Genomic DNA, 20,378 nt, shown 5'->3' on the forward strand with positions numbered 1-20,378 from the left:
TTCAACCCAGACGCAATTCGTGCATGCCGGCAAACACCCGTTGTGCTCCTGCCTGCAGCAAGGGCGCATGCGCTGCCGGAGGCGCAGCATAGGCCCACACCGTCGCGCCCGCTGCTACACCAGCCGTGATGCCCACGGTGGTGTCTTCGATCACCAGACAGCGCGCAGGATCGATCTGCAAATGAGCCGCAGCGGCCAGATACACATCCGGGTGCGGTTTGCTGCGGGGCATCTCATGCCCGCTGAAAATGCGGCCGTCAAAGAAGTGGTGCAGCCCCACCTGCCTGAGCATCATCTCGACCTTGAAGCGGTCTGCGCCCGAAGCCACGGCGATGCGGCCCTGGCAGTGGTCATGCAGGTGCGCCACGGCCTCGTGCACGCCATTGATGGCGGTGATGCTTTCCTGTAAGCGCACATTGCGGCGCTCAAAAAACTGCTGCAACCAGGCGTCAGTCAGCGGCTGACCGGTGTTCGCCTCGATGGTGTCGCGCTGGCTTTTGACGGTATGCCCGACAAAGCGCTGCATGCACTCGGCCAGCGTCATGCCCCAGCCTTGTTCTTCGAACATGTCACGCAGCACGCCGCAGGTGATGGCTTCGCTGTCCACCAGCACGCCGTCACAGTCAAAAAGGATGGCTTCAAAGTTCATGTTGGGCATCATACAAACTCAGAGCACATCGCCATCCCCATAAAACCAGCGACCGTCTTCGCGCACAAAGCGGCTGCGTTCATGCTGGCGGATGGCCTTGCCTCCGACGCGAAAGCGCGCCACGAATTCGACTTCGGCGGTATCGGCCCCGGTCATGCGGTGATTTTTGATGTCCAGACCCAGCCATTTGGCCCCGGCTTCCAATTCCAGCGTGGCGGGCCGCTGGCTGCTGTGCCAAGTGGCCAACAGGTAGGGCACATCGCCCAGCACAAAAGCGCTGTAACGCGAGCGCATCAGGCTCTCGGCATCGGCTGCGTTCTGGTGGGTGTGGTACGGGCCGCAGCAGGCGTCTAGCGTCAGGGGCTGTCCTTTGGCGTTGGTGCGTCCACAGGGGCAAGGGGCGGACATCAGTGGCTTTTGCGCGAAGCGCTTTCGGCCTTGTGCTGCTCCAGCGTGACCATGGGCGCGTGGGCTTTTTTCCAAGCTGCGTAGCCACCGTCGATGTGGGCCACGTTGGTCATGCCCATGTCTTGCAGGGTTTTGGTGGCCAGCGCGCTGCGCCAGCCTGCACCGCAAAACAGGATGAACTCCTTGCTTTCGTCGACGAACACGGGCTTGAAGTAAGGCGATGCCGGGTCTACCCAGAATTCGAGCATGCCACGCGGCGCGAGCAAAGCACCAGGCACTGTGCCTGCGCCCTCCAGCTCACGCACATCGCGGATGTCGACGATCTGCACGCTCGGATCGTCCAGACGGGCACGAACCTCGTCCACGCTGTAGGTCGTGACCTGGGCCATGGCTTCGTCAACCAGCGCCTGGAATCCTTTGGTGATGGGCATGCGTAGCCTCCTGTCAGAGTGCGCGTTGGATGATGATTTTTTGCACGTCGCTCGTGCCTTCGTAGATCTGGCACACGCGCACATCGCGGTAGATGCGCTCGACCGGGAAGTCACTCACATAGCCATAGCCGCCCAGGGTCTGGATGGCGGCGGAACAGACTTTTTCGGCCACCTCGCTGGCAAACAGCTTGGCCATGGCGGCTTCTTTGAGGCAAGGGCGGCATGCATCGCGCAGGCTGGCCGCGTGCCAAATCAGCTGGCGTGCGGCTTCGAGCTGCGTGGCACATTCAGCCAAACGGAAACCCACGGCCTGGTGATTGAAGATGGGCGTGCCAAAGCTTTCGCGCTGCTTGGCGTAGTCGATGGCGACTTCGAGCGCGCTGCGGGCCATGCCCAGGCTTTGCGCAGCGATGCCGATGCGCCCGCCTTCGAGGCCGCCCAAGGCAATGCCATAGCCCTCGCCTTCTTTGCCAATCAGGTTCTCGGCCGGGATGCGGCAGTTGTCAAAGTTAATCTGCGCGGTGTCGCTGGAATGTTGGCCCAGCTTGTCTTCCAGGCGCGCCACCACATAGCCCGGGGCGTTGGTGGGCACGAGGAAGGCGCTCATGCCCTTTTTGCCTGCGCCCTTGTCCGTCACGGCGATGACAATGGCCACGTCACCGTTCTTGCCACTGGTGATGAACTGCTTGACGCCGTTGATGACGTAGCTGTCGCCGTCTTTCACTGCCGTCGTGCGCAAAGACGAAGCATCGCTGCCCACATGCGGCTCGGTCAGGCAAAACGCGCCCAGCATTTCGCCGCGCGCCAAAGGTTCAAGCCACTGCTTCTTTTGCTGCGCGTTGCCAAACTTCATCAGGATGGCGTTCACCGGGCAGTTGGTCACGCTGATCACGGTGCTGGTGCCGCCGTCACCGGCCGCGATCTCTTCGAGCACCAGCGCCAGCGTCACATAGTCCAGGCCCGCGCCGCCCAGTTCTTCGGGCACGCAAATGCCATAAGCCCCCAGCTCGGCCAGGCCCTTGTGCACGTCTTTCGGGAAGTGGTGCTTTTTGTCCCATTCAGCCGCGCGGGGCCACAGCTCGCGCTGGGCGAAGTCGCGCACGGCGTCACGGATCATTTCCTGGTCGGGGGTCAACAGCATAGGTCTCTCTCTTTATGGGGTCACCAGGGCAGTGTGCTGCCGTCGTGGTTCAAAAATGCGCCACGGTGTTTTGGGTCGCGTTGTTCAAGCACTTGGCTCAGCGTCTGGCGCAGGCTGGCTGCGCTTTGCTCGGGCGTGAGGGGTGCTTGTTCGCCACCCATCTCGGTCTGCACCCAGCCGGGGTGGATGGCCAGCACGGTGATGTCCGCTTGCTCGGTCTGGGCACAGCGCACCACCATGTTGAGGGCCGCCTTGCTCACGCGGTACAGCGCTGCGTTGCCGCTGGTCGTCTCTTGCAGGCTGCCCATGACGGAACTGATGCAGGCGATGACACCCTGCGTCTCTTGCACCATGGGCACGATCTGGGGAATGATCTGCATCGCGCCCATCACGTTGGTGTGCATCACTGCATCAAAACTGTCGCGGGTGGGCGGCGTGCTGGCACTGGCGCGGTCCATCGCACCTGCCACGTAAATGGCCAGGTCAATTTTTTCGCCATCGAGTTGCCACGACAGCCCGGAGTTGCTGGCAGGGTTGGCCACATCCAGGCGCAGGGTTTGCACGCCCAGGGCCTTGAGCCGTTGCAGGCCCTCGTCCGACCGGGCTGTGGCGATCACGCGCCAGCCGTCTTCGACGTACTGACGGGCCAGTTCAAAGCCGATGCCACGGGAGGCACCGATGAGGAGGACGGTGGTCATGACTGTTGGATATTGCGTAGGAGCGAGCCCCTGCTCGCGAATGTGTGCCGTGGCACCTCAGGTATTCGGCCGCAGGGGCGGACTCCCACACACGCCTGCAGGATCACACCAATTCCAGCGCCACCGCCGTGCCTTCGCCACCGCCGATGCACAGCGTGGCCAGGCCTTTTTTCAAACCACGGGCTTTGAGCGCGTGAATCAGGGTGACCATGATGCGGGCGCCGGACGCGCCAATGGGGTGGCCCAGTGCGCAGGCACCGCCATTCACATTGACCTTGTCGTGCGACACGTTCAGCTCTTTCATGAGCGCCATGGGCACCACGGCAAAGGCTTCGTTGACTTCCCACAAGTCGACGTCTTCAACTTTCCAGCCGGCCTTGGCCAGCGCTTTTTGGGTCGCACCCACCGGGGCGGTGGCGAACCACTCGGGCTCTTGGGCGTGTGTGGCGTGACTGACGATGCGGGCCAAGGGTTTGCAGCCGAGCTTGGCGGCTGTGCTCTCGCGCATCAACACCATCGCGGCCGCGCCGTCGTTGATGGACGAGCTGCTGGCGGCGGTGATGGTGCCGTCTTTCTTGAAGGCCGGCTTGAGGCTGGTGATCTTGTCGAGTTTGACTTTGCCGGGGCCTTCGTCGATGGACACCACGCGTTCACCGCTGCGGTCTTTCACGGTGACGGACGTGATCTCGGTGGCGAAGGCACCCGACTCGGTGGCGGCCTTGGCGCGCTGAACGCTGGTGGTGGCAAAGTGGTCTTGCTCAGCGCGGGTGAAGCTGTATTTGGCGGCGCAGTCTTCGCCAAAGGTGCCCATGCTGCGACCGGCTTCGTAGGCGTCTTCCAAGCCGTCGAGCATCATGTGGTCATAAATCTTGTCGTGGCCCATGCGGTAGCCGCCACGGCCCTTGAGCATCAGGTACGGCGCGTTGGTCATGCTCTCCATGCCACCGGCCACCAGCATGTCGTGCGTGCCTGCGACCAGCATGTCGTGCGCAAACATGGCCGCACGCATGCCGGAGCCGCACATTTTGGACAAGGTGACCGCGCCCGCGCTCTTGGGCAGACCGCCCTTGAAGCCCGCCTGGCGCGCCGGGGCCTGGCCTTGACCGGCCATCAGGCAGTTGCCAAACAGCACTTCGGTGACCAGTTCAGGGCTGATGCCAGCGCGCTCCACTGCGGCTTTGATGGCAACGCCGCCCAGGTCGTGGGCGGCCAATGTGGAAAAGTCGCCCTGAAAGCTGCCCATGGGGGTGCGGGCAGCGCTGACGATGACGATGGGGTCGGACATGGTTTTCTCCAATCGATGACAAGTTAAACAGTCGCCACGTCACCCCACAGGGTCACGCAGCAGGGTGCACACCCCCGCGCGGGTAGCGCTTGAGGGCGTTGCGAAACACTTCCATGACCTCGCCGGGCTGGCTCATGCTCACCCCCAGGTCTTTGGCCAGGCCATCCTTGAGGCCATAGCACCAGCCGTGCACGGCCACTTTCTGACCCCGCGCCCAGGCATCCTGGATGACGTTGGTCAGGGCCACATTGCCGACCTGCTCGATCACGTTCATCTCGCACAGCACATCTTCCTGCACAGACACAGGCAAATGGTCGAGGCGGCGGCGGTGACGCACCTTCACATCGTGCACATGGCGCAGCCAGTTGTCGGCCAGGCCCACCCGGGCACCGCGCAAGGTGGCCAGCACGCCGCCACAGCCGTAATGGCCCACGACCAGAATGTGCTCGACCTTGAGGAAATCGACTGCGTACTGGATCACAGACAGGGCGTTCAGGTCGGAGTGCACCACCACGTTGGCCACGTTGCGGTGCACAAACACCTCGCCCGGGTCCAGCCCGGTGATCTGGTTGGCGGGCACGCGGCTGTCCGAGCAGCCGATCCACAAATATTTGGGATTCTGCTGGCTGGCCAGGCGGGTGAAATACGCCGGGTTCTCGCTGACCATGCGTTCGGCCCAGGCCCGGTTGTTGTCAAAAAGGTGCTGTAGTGATGTGCTCATGCGGCCATTGTCGCAGTGCAGCAATACCGTTTTGTGTCCGCGGGTTTCAGCAAGTTTCGGCAAACAGTTCGCGGCCGATCAGCATGCGGCGGATTTCGCTGGTGCCCGCGCCGATTTCGTACAGTTTGGCATCGCGCCACAAGCGGCCCAGCGGGTATTCGTTGATGTAGCCGTTGCCACCGAAGATCTGCACGCCTTCGCCCGCCATCCAGGTGGCTTTTTCGGCGGTCCAGAGGATGACCGAGGCGCAGTCCTTGCGCACCTGGCGCACGTGCTCGGCGCCCAGCAGGTCCAGGTTCTTGGCCACGGTATAGGCAAAGCTGCGACCGGCTTGCAGCACGGTGTACATGTCGGCCACTTTGCCCTGGATCAGCTGGAACTCGCCGATGCTCTGGCCAAACTGCTTGCGGTCGTGGATGTAGGGGATCACGTTGTCCATGACCGACTGCATGATGCCCAGCGGGCCGCCGGTCAGCACCGCACGCTCGTAGTCCAGGCCGCTCATCAGCACCTTGGCGCCGTTGTTCAGGCCGCCCAGGATGTTTTCGACGGGCACTTCCACGTTGTTGAACACCAGCTCACCAGTGTGGCTGCCGCGCATGCCCAGCTTGTCGAGCTTTTGCGCAATGGAAAAGCCCTTCATGCCCTTTTCAATCAAAAAGGCCGTCACGCCGCGTGCACCCAGCTCAGGTTCGCTCTTGGCATAGACCACCAGGGTGTCAGCGTCGGGGCCGTTGGTGATCCACATCTTGGAGCCGTTGAGCAGGTAGTAACCGCCCTTGTCTTCGGCTTTGAGCTTCATGCTCAGCACGTCCGAACCCGCGCCGGGCTCAGACATGGCCAAGGCACCTACGTGCTCGCCGGAAATCAGTTTGGGCAGGTATTTGGCGCGCTGCTCGGGTGTGCCGTTGCGCTTGATCTGGTTGACGCACAAGTTGCTGTGCGCGCCATAGCTCAGGCCGACGCTGGCCGAAGCGCGGGAGATTTCTTCCATGGCGATCATGTGCGCCAGATAGCCCATGTTGGCGCCGCCGTATTCTTCGCCCACGGTGATGCCCAGCACGCCCAGGTCGCCCATCTTGCGCCACAGGTCCATCGGGAACTGGTCATCGTGGTCAATCTGTGCGGCGCGAGGAGCGATTTCGGCTTGGGCAAAGTCACGCACCGCATCGCGCAGGGCGTCGATGTCTTCACCGAGTTGGAAGTTCAGGCCGGGCAAGTTGTTCATGGGGTCTCCTTGTGAGGGGGCTTTTGAGGTTCAGCGCGCTGCGCTGCGTCTGAAAACAGGGGTTAATACGTTTGGGGAACGGGTGCCACGGTCTGCTGCATCACCGCGCAGGGCGATGTTTTGCCATCGGCATCGATGTGCACCACTTCTGCCGACGTGACGATGACGCGGCGACCCGCTTTGACCACTTTGCCAATGGCGCGGATTTCGCCACCTTGCAAACTGTTCAGGAAATTGATTTTGTATTCCACGGTGACCACTTCCATGCCCTCAGGCGCGACCGTGAGGGCGGCGTAGCCACCCGCAATGTCAGCCAGTGCACCAATGGCACCGCCATGGAAGCCCCCTTGCTGCTGGGTGAGTTTGTCGCCGTAGGACAAGGCCAGCTCGACCTGCCCTGGCGTGGCCGACACCAAGCGCACACCCAAGTGGGTCATCATGCCTTGACGGGCCAGGCTAAGGGCTACGCGTTCATGAGGAGATGGGGCTGTGGTCACGTGGAATCCTGAAAGCAGTTCAGGCCAAGACTTTAATTGACGTTTACGTAAACGTCAATCAGAAAAACACCTGAATGCACGCCATGTCGGCACCGGCTTCAACTGGTAATTGGGGCTTTTGAGGCCTTGTTCAGCAAACTGCGGGTTTCTTTTTCGTGGGTTTTGACCTCGTCCAGCGTCGCCTCGAGGTCGGCCAGCTGCGACTCGAGCTGTCGGCGGTGTTCGGCCAACACCACCAGAAACTTTTTGAGCTGAGGGCCCGTGTCACGCGGGCTGTCGTACATGTCGATCAGGTCCTTGGCCTCGGTGAGCGACAAGCCCAGGCGTTTGGCCCGCAGGGTCAGCTTCAGGCGGGTGCGGTCTCTGGCCGAATAAACCCGGTTGCGCCCACCCGGGCCGGAGCGCTCGGGCTCCAGCAAGCCCATGTCTTCGTAAAAACGGATGGCGCGGGTGGTCAGGTCAAATTCCTGAGCCAAATCGCTGATCGTGTACGTGTTCGCCATGGCGTGGGGTCCTTACCTTGCTTGCGCAACGGGGACAGCCTTGGGAAAAACAGCCCCCTAGAATGCAAATTCATGTTTGACGTTAACGTTAACGTCAATGATCCGAATGCTAACCCAAACCATCAGACGCATGTCCACATTGCCCACAGCCCCCGTGATGCCAATGCCAGAGGCACGCGCCACCCCTTTGCCCCTGAAGTACCCACTCGATGAGCAGCTGCCTGCTGTGGGCTCGGCCATCGAAGTCGCACCCGGCATTTTCTGGCTGCGCATGGGCCTGCCCTTTGCCTTGAACCACATCAACCTGTGGCTGCTGCGCGACCGCCTGCCGCACCCCACCCAAGCGGGCGTGGTGCAAGAAGGCTGGACGGCGGTGGACTGCGGCATCGACAACCCGGCCACCCGCGAGGCGTGGCTGCAAGTCGAACAACAGGTGCTGCAAGGTCTGCCCATCCTGCGCGTACTGGCGACCCACATGCATCCGGACCACATGGGTCTGGCGCACTGGTTGTGTGAACGCTGGCAAGCGCCTTTGTGGATGAGCACCAGCGAATACCAATCGGCCTTGCTGGCATGCACCGGCCTGTCCAACTTTGGCGGCGATGCCACCGTGCAGTTTTTTGCCGCCCATGGCTGGAACAAACCCGAAGAGTTGGCGGTGGTCAAGTCACGCGTGGGCTACTACCCCAGCATGGTGCCCAAGATACCGCCGACTTATGTTCGCTTGATGGCGGGTGCATCGGTCCACATTGGCGAGCGAACCTGGCAATGCATCAGCGGCTTTGGCCATTCGCCCGAGCACATGGCGCTGCACGATGCCCAAAACCAGCTGCTGATCAGCGGCGACATGTTGCTGCCCGCCATCTCGACCAACGTCAGCGTGTACGCCATGGAGCCCGACAGCAACCCGCTGCAGTTGTTTCTGGATTCGCTAGGCAAAATGGCCCACCTGCCGGATGAGACGCTGATCCTGCCCTCGCACGGACGGCCATTCAAAGGTGCGGCCAGCCGCATTGCGCAATTGCGTGCCCACCATGACGAGCGCTTGAGCGAATTGCTGGAAGCCTGCAGCCAGCAGGCACTCAGCGCGCACGATGCACTGCCCCTGATTTTCAGACGCGCTCTGGATGTCCACCAAACCACCTTTGCCATGGGCGAAGCCGTGGCCCACCTGAATTTGCTCTGGCTGGCTGGCCGACTGGTGCGCCATCGCGGCACCGACGGCATTTACCGCTTCAGGACCGCTCAATCCTGAGCCAAGTCCACAGGCGCTTGCCGAAGGGCTTTGCGCCGCTGGGCGTAGTCGGGCATGACCTCGCCCACGGTTTCCCAAAAACGAGGGCTGTGGTTCATCTCGCGCAAATGCGCCAACTCATGCACCACCACATAGTCGATTTGGCTGATGGGCAAGTGAATGAGCCGCCAGTTCAGGCGGATGTGGCCATCGGTGCGGGCACTGCCCCAGCGCGTGCTGGCACTCGACAGGCTGAGCTTTTGCCAGCGCACCCCCAACAAAGGCGCGAAGTGGTGCAAGCGCTGCTCAAACAAAACCTTGGCCTGCTTTTTCAGCCACACCTGCGCGGCATCGCGCACCTGGGTGACTGAAGCCCCGGGCGGCACCGTGACAGGCAGTACCTGATCCGGAGGAATGTCTTGCCCCAAGACCCGGCCCACACCACGCTCCAGAACACACAGCTGCACGGTGCGCCCCAAAAACGGCACTTCGGCACCATGACGCCATTCGATGGCTTTTTGAAATTGCTCGGTTTGCCGCTCTTTGAACTGCTGCAGCTTGGCCACGATCCAGGGGCCTTTTTCCTGCACAGCGGCATCCACCTCGCGCAGCGTCACCCAGTTGGGGGCACGCACCACCAAGCCATCGGCCCCCACCATGAAGCCGATGCTCTTGCGGCGTGAGCGCTCAAAACGGAAAGACACGGTCACGCCCTGTAACTGCGCGTGGCGATTGGCTGCGGGGTGGGTGAAGCCAACCGGCGCATGGTGTTCAGCAAGAGGGCTTTGCGGGGTGTGCTGCGCAGGCAGTGGCGTGACCTGGGGCGTGACCTGGGGCGTGACCCGAGGTGCCACCACAGGGGCGGTCACAGGCATCACGGGATCACCCCCCGTGAAAAAATCCAGCACAAACTGCAAAGGCGCGCGCATGGTTCGCCCCGTGTCGGCTCAGGGGCCAGTGACGGCGGGGTACGCCTCGGGGTCCAGGCGGTGCATTTCGGACTCGATCCAGGTCTCGACTTCGAGCATCAGTTCTTCAGCGCTGCGGCCCTCGCTGGGGATGGCCTTGCCGATCGAAATGTCGACCACGCCAGGCGTCTTGATGAAGGCACGGGTCGGCCAGCAACGCGCCGATGTGACGGCGATCGGGATGACCGGAACCCCGGCCGCAATGGCCAGGCGGGCACCACCGCTTTTGTACTCGCCCTTTTGGCCGCGCGGGATGCGTGTGCCTTCCGGGAACATGATCACCCAGACGCCCTCTTCCATCAGTCGGCGGCCTTGTTGAACCACTTTGGCAAAGGCCCGCGAGCGCTGCTTGCGGTCAATGTGGATCATGTCCAGACGGCCCATGGCCCAGCCAAAAAACGGCACGCTGAGCAACTCTTTCTTGAACACATAGGCCAACGGGTGCGGCATGATCGCGGGCATCACAAAGGTCTCCCAGGTGGACTGGTGCTTGACCAGCAACACCGCCGGGTCTTTGCTGCCTTGCGGCAGGTTTTCCATGCCCTGAATGCGGTTTTCAATGCCCAAAATCCAGGTGCCGCTGTTCACGGCCAGGCGCAGCCATGCGGCACAAATCCAGTACAAGCGGGTGCTGCTGATGAAGTAAGAGACCACGACCACGAACAGCGCCCAGGGGATGACCGTGATGGTCATCCACACAACATGGGCGATCGAGCGAAGAAAATTCATGGTTTTGGGGCGACTCAAGTCGGGGTCGATGAAGAAACGTCACCCAAGAGGTGATCGACAAAGGCAGCCAAGTCGGTGTGCACCCGTGTGTTGACCGGGAAATTGGGGGGCAAAGCCTGGCCCTGCATGTCGGGATGGCGTCCCGTCAGCACAAGGTGTGGCGCGCACCCTGCTGCCTGTGCTGCCTCCATGTCACGCAAGCTGTCCCCCACATAAGGCACACCCGCCAAATCGATGCCGTAACGCTCCTGAATTTGCATCAACAAACCGGGTGCGGGCTTGCGGCAAGCGCAAGCCTCGTCGGGCGCGTGGGGGCAATAAAAAATAGCGTCGATGCGCCCGCCCGCAGCAGCCAGCGTTTTCAGCATGTGCCCATGCACCGCATTCAAAGCCGCCATGTCAAACAAACCACGCCCCAGCCCCGACTGGTTGGTGGCCAAGACCACATGAAAACCGGCATGGTTCAAGCGACTGATGGCCTCCAGCGCGCCGGGCAGCGGATGCCACTCCTCGGGCGACTTGACGAACTCGTCACTGGCCCGGTTGATGGTGCCATCGCGGTCCAGAATGACGAGTTTGATGTGCATGGCTGTGGCTGGATCAGGCGGCCAAGCGCGACAAATCGGCCACGCGGTTCATCGCCACATGCAGGCTTTTGAGCAGGCCCTGGCGGTTCAGGCGCAGGTCCATTTCTTCGGCGTTGACCATCACATCGTCAAAGAAGGCGTCCACCGGGGCACGCAGCGCGGCCAGGGTTTGCAGGCTGGCGGTGTAGTCGCCCGCATTGAATTGCGCCTCGGATTCGGGCAGCAGCTTTTGCATGACGGCGTAGAGGTTTTTCTCGGCGTCTTCCTGCAGCAAAGCGGTGTTCACATGCGCGTCCACCTCACCGGCTTTTTTCAGAATGTTGCCGATGCGCTTGTTGGCCGCGGCCAAGGCCGGACTTTCGGGCAGGGCCGCAAAGGCGCGCACGGCCGACAGGAACTGGCCGACCTGACCCAGACGCGCCGGGCGCAAGGCCATGACGGCATCGACCTCTTGAGCGCTGAAGCCCTGCTCGCGCAAGCTGCCGGAGAGGCGATCGTAGATGAACTCGGCAACTAACTCGCTGGCATTTGCATTGAAAGAAACACCAACTTCTGCTTTTAAGCCATTCGTCTTTTGAGAAGATTCCACTCCAGCAGAAAAAACGCGGTCACCGAATACACCAACAACCATTTTCAGCAACTCGGGCAAGCCCAAGGCCAGGTCTTTCTCGATCAGCATGCGAATCACGCCCAGGGCATGGCGGCGCAGCGCAAACGGGTCTTTGTCGCCGGTGGGCACGTTGCCGATGCCGAACATGCCAACCAGGGTTTCGAGCTTGTCGGCCAGCGCCACCACCAGGCCCACGTTGTTGCGTGGCAACTCGTCGCCGGCAAAGCGGGGCTTGTAGTGGTCTTCAACCGCTTCGGCCACCTCGTTGCTCAGGCCATCGTGGCGGGCGTAGTAGCCACCCATGATGCCTTGCAGCTCGGGGAACTCGCCCACCATGTCGGTCAGCAAATCGGTCTTGGCCAGGCGTGCCGCCTGCTCGGCTTGCGCGGCCAGGGCATCGCCGCCCACTTGCTGTCCGATCGCTTTGGCGATGGCGCAAACCCGCGCCATGCGCTCGCCTTGCGTGCCCAGCTTGTTGTGGTACACCACCTTGGACAGGCCTTCGACACGCGATTCGAGCGTCTTTTTGCGGTCCTGGTCAAAGAAGAATTTGGCGTCGGCCAGGCGCGGGCGCACCACGCGCTCGTTGCCGCCGATCACATACGAAGCGTCGTCGGGGTTGATGTTGCTCACCACCAAAAACCGGTTCGTCAGCTTGCCCGATGCATCGATCAAAGGGAAGTACTTCTGGTTGGCCTTCATCGTGAGGATCAGGCACTCCTGCGGCACATCCAGGAACTCGGTCTCGAACTGGCAGGTCAGCACGTTGGGGCGCTCGACCAAGGCGGTCACTTCGTCGAGCAGTGCGTCGTCTTCGATCGGGCGCGCACCACCGCCGACTTTGGCGGCTGCGGCTTGCAGTTGGCGCACGATCTCGGCGCGGCGCTCGGCAAAGCTGGCGATCACCGAGCCATCGCGCTTGAGCACTTCGTCGTATTGGTCGGCATGCTGCAGCACCACGGGCGAGACCCGGGCTTCAAAGCGGTGGCCTTGCGTGCTGTGTCCCGCCGTCAGGCCCAGCGCCTTGACCGGCACCACCGTGCTGCCGTGCAGGGCGATCAGGCTGTGCGCGGGGCGCACAAAGTTCACGCTGCTCCAGCCCGGAAGCTCACAGTCGGTTTCCAGCTGGTACTGCATGACTTTGGGAATCGGCAATTTGGCCAGCGCTTCTTCCAAGGCCTTTTGCAGACCGGCTTGCAAGGATGCGCCCTTGACCACGCTGTCGTAAAACAGGGCTTCGGCCTTGCCATCTGGAGCGCGCTTCAAAGCCGCCACGGCGGCGGCCGGGTCGCTCACGTCAGCGCCCAGGGCTTGCAATTTTTTGAGCAAGGCGGGGGTGGCGTTGCCCGCTGCATCCAGGCCCACGGCCACGGGCATGAGCTTTTGCTGCACCGCCTTGTCGGCCGCTTGCGCGGCCACGCCCGTAACATGGGCGGCCAGGCGGCGGGGCGAGGCAAAAGCCGTCACCACCGCATCGGCCGCAGCCAGGCCCTGGGCCTTCAGTTGTTCGGCCAGCACGCCCGAAAAAGCAGCCCCCAGTTTGTTGAGCGCCTTGGGCGGCAGCTCTTCCACAAACAGTTCAACCAGCAGATTTTGTGTCGTCATGTCGTTTCTCCCTCACGCGGCTTTCTTGGGCATTTGGGCAACCCATTCACGCGGGGCCATCGGGAAGTCCAGACGTTCGCGGCTTTCGTAATAACTCTGCGCCACGCTGCGGGCCAGGTTGCGGATGCGGCCGATGTAGGCGGCGCGCTCGGTCACGCTGATCGCGCCACGCGCGTCCAGCAGGTTGAAGGTGTGGGCGGCCTTGAGCACTTGCTCGTAGGCGGGCAGCGCCAGCTGCTGCACGATCAGGTTTTGCGCCTGTTTCTCGTGGGCGCTGAAAGCCACAAACAGGAAATCGGCATCCGAGTGCTCGAAGTTGTAGGTGGACTGCTCGACCTCGTTCTGGTGGTACACATCGCCATAGCTCAGGGTGTCGGTCCACTTCAGGTTGTAAACGTTGTCCACGCCCTGCAGGTACATGGCCAGGCGCTCCAGGCCGTAGGTGATCTCGCCCGTGATCGGCTTGCAGTCGATGCCGCCCACTTGCTGGAAATAGGTGAACTGGGTCACTTCCATGCCGTTCAACCACACCTCCCAGCCCAGACCCCAAGCGCCGAGCGTGGGGTTTTCCCAGTCGTCTTCGACAAAGCGGATGTCGTTCTTTTTCAGGTCAAAGCCCAAAGCTTCCAGGCTGCCCAGATACAGCTCCAGGATGTTGGCCGGTGCGGGCTTCAAAACCACCTGGTACTGGTAGTAGTGCTGCAGGCGGTTGGGGTTTTCGCCGTAGCGGCCGTCTTTGGGGCGGCGGCTGGGCTGCACATAGGCGGCTTTCCAGGGCTCGGGGCCAATGGCGCGCAAGAAAGTGGCGGTGTGGCTGGTGCCCGCGCCGACTTCCATGTCGTAGGGCTGGAGCAAGGCGCAGCCCTGGGCGTCCCAGTATTGCTGCAGTTTCAAAATGATTTGCTGGAAGGTCAACATGGCCCGAGCAGGCCAGCAGCGAGCTGGCGGAGGTTAGATGGGCGCAAACTTTGCGCGAACCCTTGATTTTACGGTCTTTGTCGCCGCCAAAACGCCCAACCCACCACCGCACAACACAGCCCCCAAAGCGGCCACAAACCCCAGGCCGAAGCCCAACGGGCAAAGGGCGTGAGGCCATGACGCCCCTCGTAACGACCGACCAAACTCCCCCGTGTGAAACGCGGCAACTGGTCGGTCACACGGCCCTGATGGTCAATGATGGCCGTGGCCCCGGTGTTGGTGGCGCGCAGCATGGGCCTGCCCAGCTCCATGGCCCGCAGGCGCGAGATATTCAGGTGCTGGTCGACCGCCAAGGTGTCGCCAAACCAGGCGATGTTGCTCACGTTCACCAGGGCGGTGGGGGCGGTGGCCGGATCTTTGAAGCGGATGGCCAGCTCTTCACCAAACAGGTCTTCGTAGCAAACATTGGGGGCCAGGCGCTGGCCTTGCCACGGCACCGAAGGCTGGTCCCAGCCACCCGAACTGAAGTCACCCAAGGGAATGTTCATCATGCGAATGAACCAGACAAAGCCCGGTGGCATGAATTCGCCAAAGGGCACCAGATGCGACTTGTCGTAACGGTAATCTGGCAAACCCGCGGGCTGAAGCGCCACCACCGAGTTGGTATAGCCCTCGGCCAAACTGCCCAGAGGCACGCCCACCAGCGCCAGCGGTCCACCGGGGCGAGAAAAGTGCTGCCGCAAACCAGCCCAATAGCCTTCGGGCAAATGACGGGGCAGCAAAGGCACAGCCGTTTCCGGGGCCACCACCAAGGCTTGCTGGCTGCTGCGCAAGCGGGCGTTGTACCACTGCAGCGCATCACGGATGCCGCTGCTCGCGTCAAACTTGGCATTTTGGGAGATATTGGCCTGCAACAACTCCACCTGTCCGAACCCGGCCGAGGTGGTCAAAGTTGGGCCAAAAACCTGCAGCCCCCAAGAGACCGCCAACACGCCAACCAAGGGCTTGAGCGCGCGCAGCCGCCAACCCGCCAAGGCCAAACGCATGGCCAGCCAAGCGGCGAGTGCGCCCATGCCGTACACCCCGACCCAAGGTGCCCAAGCAGACAGCACACCGTCGACATGCGCATAACCGCCCGCGCCCCACGGAAAACCCGTCAGCCAACGCCCCCGCATGAGTTCGGCCAAAGTCCACAAGGCGGCAAACAAGGCACTGGCCAAACCTGGCCGCTGCACCAAAAGGCCGCGCCGAGACAAGGCAACCCAGACGGCGGCGGCTGCCGCGTAATACAGCGCCAAGGCCGCAGCCAAAGCCACCACCGCCAGCACCGCCAAAGGCGCAGGCAATCCACCCACATCGTGCATGGACACGTACAGCCACCAAAAGCACCCTGCGAGCCAGGCGGTGGCAAAAATGCCCCCCAGCCAGGCGGCTTGCTGGATTGAGAAACTTGAAAAACTTGAGAAATGGGCTTGACTCGAGGAATGGGCGATGCGCACCAGGCCGGCCGCCAACACGGTCAAACTCAAGACCTGCAACCAGCCCTGCGCCTGGCCACTGCCGGGCATGGCCATCGACGCGGCCTGCGCGGCACCGGCCAAAGCGGGCCACACGGTCTGCAGGCCGCGCGCTCGCTCAGGGCCGAAGTTCATGCCTTGGGCTCTGGGGCAGTTACCGCAGAAACAGGCGACACCTTGAACCAGCGCACAGCGCCAGCCCGGGTATGCAAGACCACAAACTGCAGGCCCGCCAGAATGTATTTTTCGCCCCGACGCGGCACATGGCCCATTTCGTGGGCGATCAGCCCCCCGATGGTGTCGAAATCCGGCCCCTCGGCATCTTCGCGGGCCTCTTGCAAGTTCACACCAAAAGCCTCGCTGACCCGGTCAAGCGAGGTGTCCCCACTCACGCGGAAACTGCGGTCCGGCAAGCCAAAAATATCCCCCTCGTCATCGGCGATGTCGAACTCGTCCTCGATCTCGCCCACGATTTGCTCCAGCACATCCTCGATGGTGATGAGCCCCGCAGTGCGGCCAAACTCGTCGATGACGATGGCCAGGTGGTTGCGGTTGTCACGGAACTGGCGCAGCAAATCGTTCAGGCCCTTGCTCTCGGGCACAAAAACGGCCGGGCGCAGCAAGGCACGGAGGTTCAACTCCGGGGCCCGCTGCAGTTTGAGCAAGTCTTTGGCCAACAAGATGCCGATGATGTTTTCTTTTTCGCCCTCAAAGACCGGAAAGCGCGAGTGCGCAGTCTCAATGACCTGGTGCAACAACTGGTCAAACGGGTCTTCAATGTTCAGCAAATCCATCCGGGGGGCTGCCACCATCACATCGCCCGCAGTCATGTCGGCCATGCGGATCACGCCTTCGAGCATCAGGCGGCTCTCGGCATTGATGATGTGGTTGTCCTCGGCCTCAGCCAAAGTTTCGATCAACTCGTCGGTCGAGTCAGGGCCCGGATGGATGAACTCGGCGAGCTTGCGCAGAAAACTGCGCTTGTCTTCGCGTTCAACAGAACGCGCAGGGTGAGGGTCGGACACGGTCAGGGGATGCAGGACATGCGGTTATGGCGAAGCCTCTAGGATAGCGGATTCAGATGACAAACCGCCCAACTAAGGCTTGTGCGCGCTGTGGCGTGCTTCACGCACCCCTTGGCGAATCTCTTGCACCGTGGCCAGCCATTCGCGAAATTGATGGGCCTGGTTTTTCAACTGGTAGTCCAGCTCGGCCATCTGCTCTTGCATGAGGCCACTCAGCTGGCTGTCCAGTGTGGCCTCGGGCAAGCTCAGGTAAGCCTCGCTTTCGCTGCCATCGCGCTGCACCTTGGCACCGGCGTGGCGGGCGATTTTGAGCATGGCCACGTTTTCACTCAAGGCGTGGATGAAGATCATGCTCACCCCTTGGTTGCGGGCGTGCATCACGGCGTGTTTGAAAAGACGGGCGCCCAAGCCTTTGCCGCGCTGATGCGACGCGACCGACACACCGAACTCGGCGCAAGTAGCCCACTGCGGGTCCACAGAAAATGCCAAATGCGCCATGGCCACCAAGTCCAGACGGCGGTTGAACACCCCGAAAATTTCATCGCGGTCAAAGTTCAAGCCCAGCACATAGCGCTCGATCTGCTCATCGGTCGCGGGATAGCCAAAACGCAAATAACGGTCTTCGGATGCCAACGACAACAAATGCTTGAGGATGCGCGGCTTGTGGCGCGGCGATAAAGAGCGGATGGGAATCCAGCCTCCGAAAGACCGTGGAGCACCCGGACCTGCCTGACCACCCATGTTGACGCCCATGTCGACGCCCGCAATCCAGCGTCGCCAAAGTCGGCGCCAGAATCCGGGGCGAGAGGGTGCGGGGGTGGTCATGGCATGGCTCGGGTTTTCCCTGATTTTGCACCCAATCTCCCGTTCTTGTCTGTACAGGTTATTTGTCGCCTGAGAGACCTTATCCAGCCTCCATGGGGAATTGCCCGATCACACTGTGGCGAACAGATGGCCACAATGTATGGATCTAGGAGATCAAGCGATGGAACGTATTTGGCTGAAGAATTACCCCCCCGGTGTCCCGCACGACATCGACCCCAACCAATACAGCAGCTTGACGGACTTGCTGGAGACGGCTTTCCGTGAGCACGGCAACAGCCCGTTTTCGGTCTGCATGGACCGCTGGATGAGCTACAAAGAGCTGGATGAACTGTCCAAAGCCCTGGGCGCATGGTTACAAAACAAAGGTTTGGCACCGGGCAGCCGGGTGGCGATCATGCTGCCCAATTTGCCCCAGTTTGCCGTGACCATGGCCGCGATCTTGCGGGCCGGCTACACCTGCGTGAACGTCAACCCGCTCTACACCGCCCGGGAACTGCAGCACCAACTCAAAGACTCTGGCGCCACGACCATTGTCATTTTGGAGAACTTTGCTGCCACCTTGCAGGAAGTGATTGAGCACTCCGCCATTCAGCATGTGGTGATGGCCTCGATTGGCGATTTGTTGGGCCCCTGGTATGGCCGCTGGATGACCTTTGCCGTGCGCCACTTGGCCAAAATGGTGCCCGAATATGAACTGCCATTGGAAGGTGGCCGCACGGTCACCCCCTTCAAGAAAGCGATTGCCCAGGGCAAGCACCTGAACCTGAAAGCCACGCCCCAAACCCTGGATGACATCGCCTTCTTGCAATACACCGGCGGCACAACCGGACTGTCCAAGGGTGCGGTGTTGACGCACCGCAACATCGTGGCGGCCATTTTGCAAGCCGAAGGCTGGTTCACCCCGGCGCTGGCCAGCATTGGTGACCTGCGCAAAGTCAACAGCATTGCCGCCTTGCCGCTGTACCACATCTTCGCGTTGACACTGTGTTTGTTGGCCATCCGCCAAGGCTCCCACCTGACGCTGGTGCCCAATCCTCGTGACTTTGGCAAGTTCATCGATGTTCTTAAGCAGCGGCCGTTCCACATGCTGCCGGGCGTCAACACCTTGTTCAACGCCTTGATGCAACACCCGATGTTCAAGACGATTGATTTCTCTTCGCTGCGCTTGACGCAAGCTGGCGGCATGGCGGCCTCGGAGGGAACGGCCAAGCATTGGCAAGCCGCCACGGGCAGCGCCATGATCGAAGGTTGGGGCATGAGCGAAACCTGCGCCATCGGCACCAACAACCCCGTCACACAAACCCACTTCAGCGGGAACATCGGTTTGCCGCTGCCCAGCATCGACATCGCCATCAAGGACGACGCCGACCAAACCCTGCCCGTGGGCAGTTCGGGCGAAATCTGCATTCGCGGTCCGAACGTGATGACGGGCTACTTCAACCAGCCCGAAGAAAATGCCAAAACCTTCACGGCCGATGGTTTCATGCGCACGGGCGACGTCGGCATCATGGACCAAGAGGGCTTCACACGCATCGTTGACCGCAAGAAGGACATGATCATCGTGAGCGGTTTCAATGTCTTTCCGAGCGAGCTGGAAAACGTCATCTCAACCTGCCCCGGCGTCGTGGAGTGTGCGGTTGTGGGCATTGCCGACACCATGCAAGGCGAAACCATCAAGGTGTTTGTGGTCCGCAACGACCCGTTGCTGACAGAAGAAGCCGTGTCACGCTTCTGCCATGAAAACCTGACCGGTTACAAGCGCCCCAAATACATCGAGTTCCGCGATGAATTGCCCAAATCCAACGTCGGGAAAATTCTGCGCCGTGAATTGCGCAGCAACAAATAAAACACCCCAACCCGCATGCCTTCACTCGTTTCTTTGCCTGCAGGCGTGACCGTATTGGAGCGCGGGTGGCTATCGGCCAACAACGTTTTGCTGTGCGACGCAGACAACGCCACACTGGTGGACAGTGGTTACGTCACCCACCAGGCGCAAACCCTGGCTTTGGTGGCGCAAGCCTTGCAAGGCCGCACCCTGGACCAATTGGCGAACACGCACCTGCACAGCGACCACTGCGGCGGCAACCAAGCCTTGCAAGCGCGCTACCCAGCGCTCAAAACCTGGATACCTCCAGGCTTGGCACCCGCCATTCAGACCTGGCGCGAAGACGAGTTGAGCTACAAGCCCACAGGGCAAAATTGCCCCCCCTTCACCTTCACCGGCTTGCTCCAGCCAGGCGCCAGCCACCGCTGGGCAAATATGGAATGGGAAGTGCATGCAGCCCCTGGGCATGACCCGCACTCCGTCATCTTGTTCGCCCCCGAGCATCGCTTGCTGATGTCTGCCGATGCGCTTTGGCAAAACGGTTTTGGCGTGGTGTTCCCTGAATTGGTCGGGGTCGATGCATTTGACGAAGTGGGGCAAACCCTCGACCTGATTGAACGGCTCCAACCCGCCACCATCATTCCCGGGCATGGCGCCGTGTTCACCGAAGTCGCCCCCGCCTTGGCACTGGCCCGCAGCAAGCTGGAGGGCTTTGCCAAAAACCCCGAGCGCCATGCGCGCTACGGCACCAAAGTGTTGCTCAAGTTCAAACTGCTGGAATGGGGACAAATCTCCAAAGCTGAATTTTGCGCCTGGGCTTTGGGCGTGCCTTACATGAATGACTTGCACCACCGGTTTGGCCAAGGCCACGATGTGAACACTTGGCTGAACATGATGCTCGCCGAGCTGGAGCGCAGTGGCGCCCTGGAAGTTCACGGCGACACATTGCACGACGCTTGAGCCACCTCAGGGCA

General features: G+C 61.5%; 21 protein-coding genes. 3 read left to right on the forward strand and 18 right to left on the reverse strand.

All coding sequences use genetic code 11. The features are described from left to right. Position 1: 1 nt before the first annotated feature. From ACZ5VE_RS13000 to ACZ5VE_RS13045, 10 genes are all read right to left on the reverse strand, one after another. Positions 2 to 649 carry an HAD family hydrolase gene (locus ACZ5VE_RS13000; RefSeq protein ID WP_464455575.1) on the reverse strand — a complete coding sequence of 216 codons (648 nt, stop codon included), beginning with the start codon at positions 647 to 649 and terminating at the stop codon, positions 2 to 4. Positions 650 to 667: 18 nt separating this feature from the next. Beyond that, positions 668 to 1,057, reverse strand: a complete 390-nt coding sequence (locus ACZ5VE_RS13005) for a YchJ family protein (protein ID WP_464455576.1) — start codon at positions 1,055 to 1,057, stop codon at positions 668 to 670. Further along, a complete protein-coding gene (locus tag ACZ5VE_RS13010) occupies positions 1,057 to 1,488 on the reverse strand; it encodes a rhodanese-like domain-containing protein (protein WP_464455577.1) in 432 nt (143 codons plus the stop codon). The genes ACZ5VE_RS13005 and ACZ5VE_RS13010 overlap by 1 nt, the downstream gene beginning before the upstream one ends. Before the next feature lie 13 nt (positions 1,489 to 1,501). After that, positions 1,502 to 2,629: an acyl-CoA dehydrogenase family protein gene (locus tag ACZ5VE_RS13015; RefSeq protein WP_464455578.1), complete on the reverse strand. Its 1,128-nt coding sequence runs from the start codon at positions 2,627 to 2,629 to the stop codon at positions 1,502 to 1,504. 20 nt (positions 2,630 to 2,649) lie between these two features. Beyond that, a complete protein-coding gene (locus tag ACZ5VE_RS13020) occupies positions 2,650 to 3,327 on the reverse strand; it encodes an SDR family oxidoreductase (protein ID WP_464455579.1) in 678 nt (225 codons plus the stop codon). Positions 3,328 to 3,430: 103 nt separating this feature from the next. After that, positions 3,431 to 4,612 (reverse strand): acetyl-CoA C-acyltransferase, encoded by a 1,182-nt coding sequence (locus ACZ5VE_RS13025; RefSeq protein WP_464455580.1) that lies wholly within the window; start codon positions 4,610 to 4,612, stop codon positions 3,431 to 3,433. Between the two features lie 52 nt (positions 4,613 to 4,664). Continuing rightward, positions 4,665 to 5,333, reverse strand: a complete 669-nt coding sequence (gene can / locus ACZ5VE_RS13030; protein WP_464455581.1) for a carbonate dehydratase — start codon at positions 5,331 to 5,333, stop codon at positions 4,665 to 4,667. Between the two features lie 46 nt (positions 5,334 to 5,379). After that, positions 5,380 to 6,561, reverse strand: a complete 1,182-nt coding sequence (locus ACZ5VE_RS13035) for an isovaleryl-CoA dehydrogenase (RefSeq protein WP_464455582.1) — start codon at positions 6,559 to 6,561, stop codon at positions 5,380 to 5,382. Positions 6,562 to 6,623: 62 nt separating this feature from the next. Continuing rightward, positions 6,624 to 7,058, reverse strand: coding sequence for a PaaI family thioesterase (locus ACZ5VE_RS13040; protein WP_464455583.1), 435 nt, complete (start codon positions 7,056 to 7,058; stop codon positions 6,624 to 6,626). A 98-nt stretch (positions 7,059 to 7,156) separates the two neighbouring features. Further along, on the reverse strand, positions 7,157 to 7,561 hold the full coding sequence (locus tag ACZ5VE_RS13045) for a MerR family transcriptional regulator (protein ID WP_464455584.1): 405 nt from the start codon (positions 7,559 to 7,561) through the stop codon (positions 7,157 to 7,159). Positions 7,562 to 7,691: 130 nt separating this feature from the next. On the opposite strand from ACZ5VE_RS13045, the gene ACZ5VE_RS13050 reads away from it, so the two are divergent. After that, entirely contained in the window at positions 7,692 to 8,816 is a 1,125-nt protein-coding gene (locus tag ACZ5VE_RS13050) for an MBL fold metallo-hydrolase (RefSeq protein WP_464455585.1), read from the forward strand. Here the strand turns inward: ACZ5VE_RS13050 and ACZ5VE_RS13055 are convergent. From ACZ5VE_RS13055 to ACZ5VE_RS13090, 8 genes are all read right to left on the reverse strand, one after another. Next, positions 8,807 to 9,724, reverse strand: a complete 918-nt coding sequence (locus tag ACZ5VE_RS13055; protein ID WP_464455586.1) for a M48 family metallopeptidase — start codon at positions 9,722 to 9,724, stop codon at positions 8,807 to 8,809. The two genes, ACZ5VE_RS13050 and ACZ5VE_RS13055, sit on opposite strands and share 10 nt — an antisense overlap. Positions 9,725 to 9,742: 18 nt before the next feature. Continuing rightward, entirely contained in the window at positions 9,743 to 10,492 is a 750-nt protein-coding gene (locus tag ACZ5VE_RS13060) for a lysophospholipid acyltransferase family protein (protein WP_464455587.1), read from the reverse strand. 14 nt (positions 10,493 to 10,506) lie between these two features. Beyond that, positions 10,507 to 11,079: a D-glycero-beta-D-manno-heptose 1,7-bisphosphate 7-phosphatase gene (gene gmhB, locus ACZ5VE_RS13065; RefSeq protein ID WP_464455588.1), complete on the reverse strand. Its 573-nt coding sequence runs from the start codon at positions 11,077 to 11,079 to the stop codon at positions 10,507 to 10,509. 13 nt (positions 11,080 to 11,092) lie between these two features. After that, positions 11,093 to 13,294 (reverse strand): glycine--tRNA ligase subunit beta, encoded by a 2,202-nt coding sequence (gene glyS / locus ACZ5VE_RS13070; protein ID WP_464455589.1) that lies wholly within the window; start codon positions 13,292 to 13,294, stop codon positions 11,093 to 11,095. A gap of 12 nt (positions 13,295 to 13,306) precedes the next feature. After that, positions 13,307 to 14,212 carry a glycine--tRNA ligase subunit alpha gene (glyQ, locus tag ACZ5VE_RS13075; RefSeq protein ID WP_464455590.1) on the reverse strand — a complete coding sequence of 302 codons (906 nt, stop codon included), beginning with the start codon at positions 14,210 to 14,212 and terminating at the stop codon, positions 13,307 to 13,309. Positions 14,213 to 14,280: 68 nt separating this feature from the next. Beyond that, complete coding sequence (lnt, locus tag ACZ5VE_RS13080; RefSeq protein ID WP_464455591.1) at positions 14,281 to 15,864, reverse strand: apolipoprotein N-acyltransferase; 1,584 nt, start codon at positions 15,862 to 15,864, stop codon at positions 14,281 to 14,283. Further along, the gene (locus tag ACZ5VE_RS13085) at positions 15,861 to 16,754 is read right to left on the reverse strand and encodes an HlyC/CorC family transporter (protein ID WP_464455592.1); all 894 of its coding nucleotides are present in this window, start codon (positions 16,752 to 16,754) and stop codon (positions 15,861 to 15,863) included. The genes lnt and ACZ5VE_RS13085 overlap by 4 nt, the downstream gene beginning before the upstream one ends. Positions 16,755 to 16,826: 72 nt before the next feature. Continuing rightward, a complete protein-coding gene (locus ACZ5VE_RS13090) occupies positions 16,827 to 17,507 on the reverse strand; it encodes an N-acetyltransferase family protein (protein ID WP_464457502.1) in 681 nt (226 codons plus the stop codon). Positions 17,508 to 17,739: 232 nt separating this feature from the next. Between ACZ5VE_RS13090 and ACZ5VE_RS13095 the strand changes: the two genes are divergently transcribed. Both ACZ5VE_RS13095 and ACZ5VE_RS13100 read left to right on the forward strand, forming a co-directional pair. Beyond that, positions 17,740 to 19,425, forward strand: coding sequence for an AMP-binding protein (locus tag ACZ5VE_RS13095; protein ID WP_464455593.1), 1,686 nt, complete (start codon positions 17,740 to 17,742; stop codon positions 19,423 to 19,425). A 15-nt stretch (positions 19,426 to 19,440) separates the two neighbouring features. After that, the gene (locus tag ACZ5VE_RS13100) at positions 19,441 to 20,364 is read left to right on the forward strand and encodes an MBL fold metallo-hydrolase (protein ID WP_464455594.1); all 924 of its coding nucleotides are present in this window, start codon (positions 19,441 to 19,443) and stop codon (positions 20,362 to 20,364) included. Positions 20,365 to 20,378: the final 14 nt, after the last annotated feature.

It is taken from the genome of Limnohabitans sp. INBF003 (assembly GCF_055396645.1).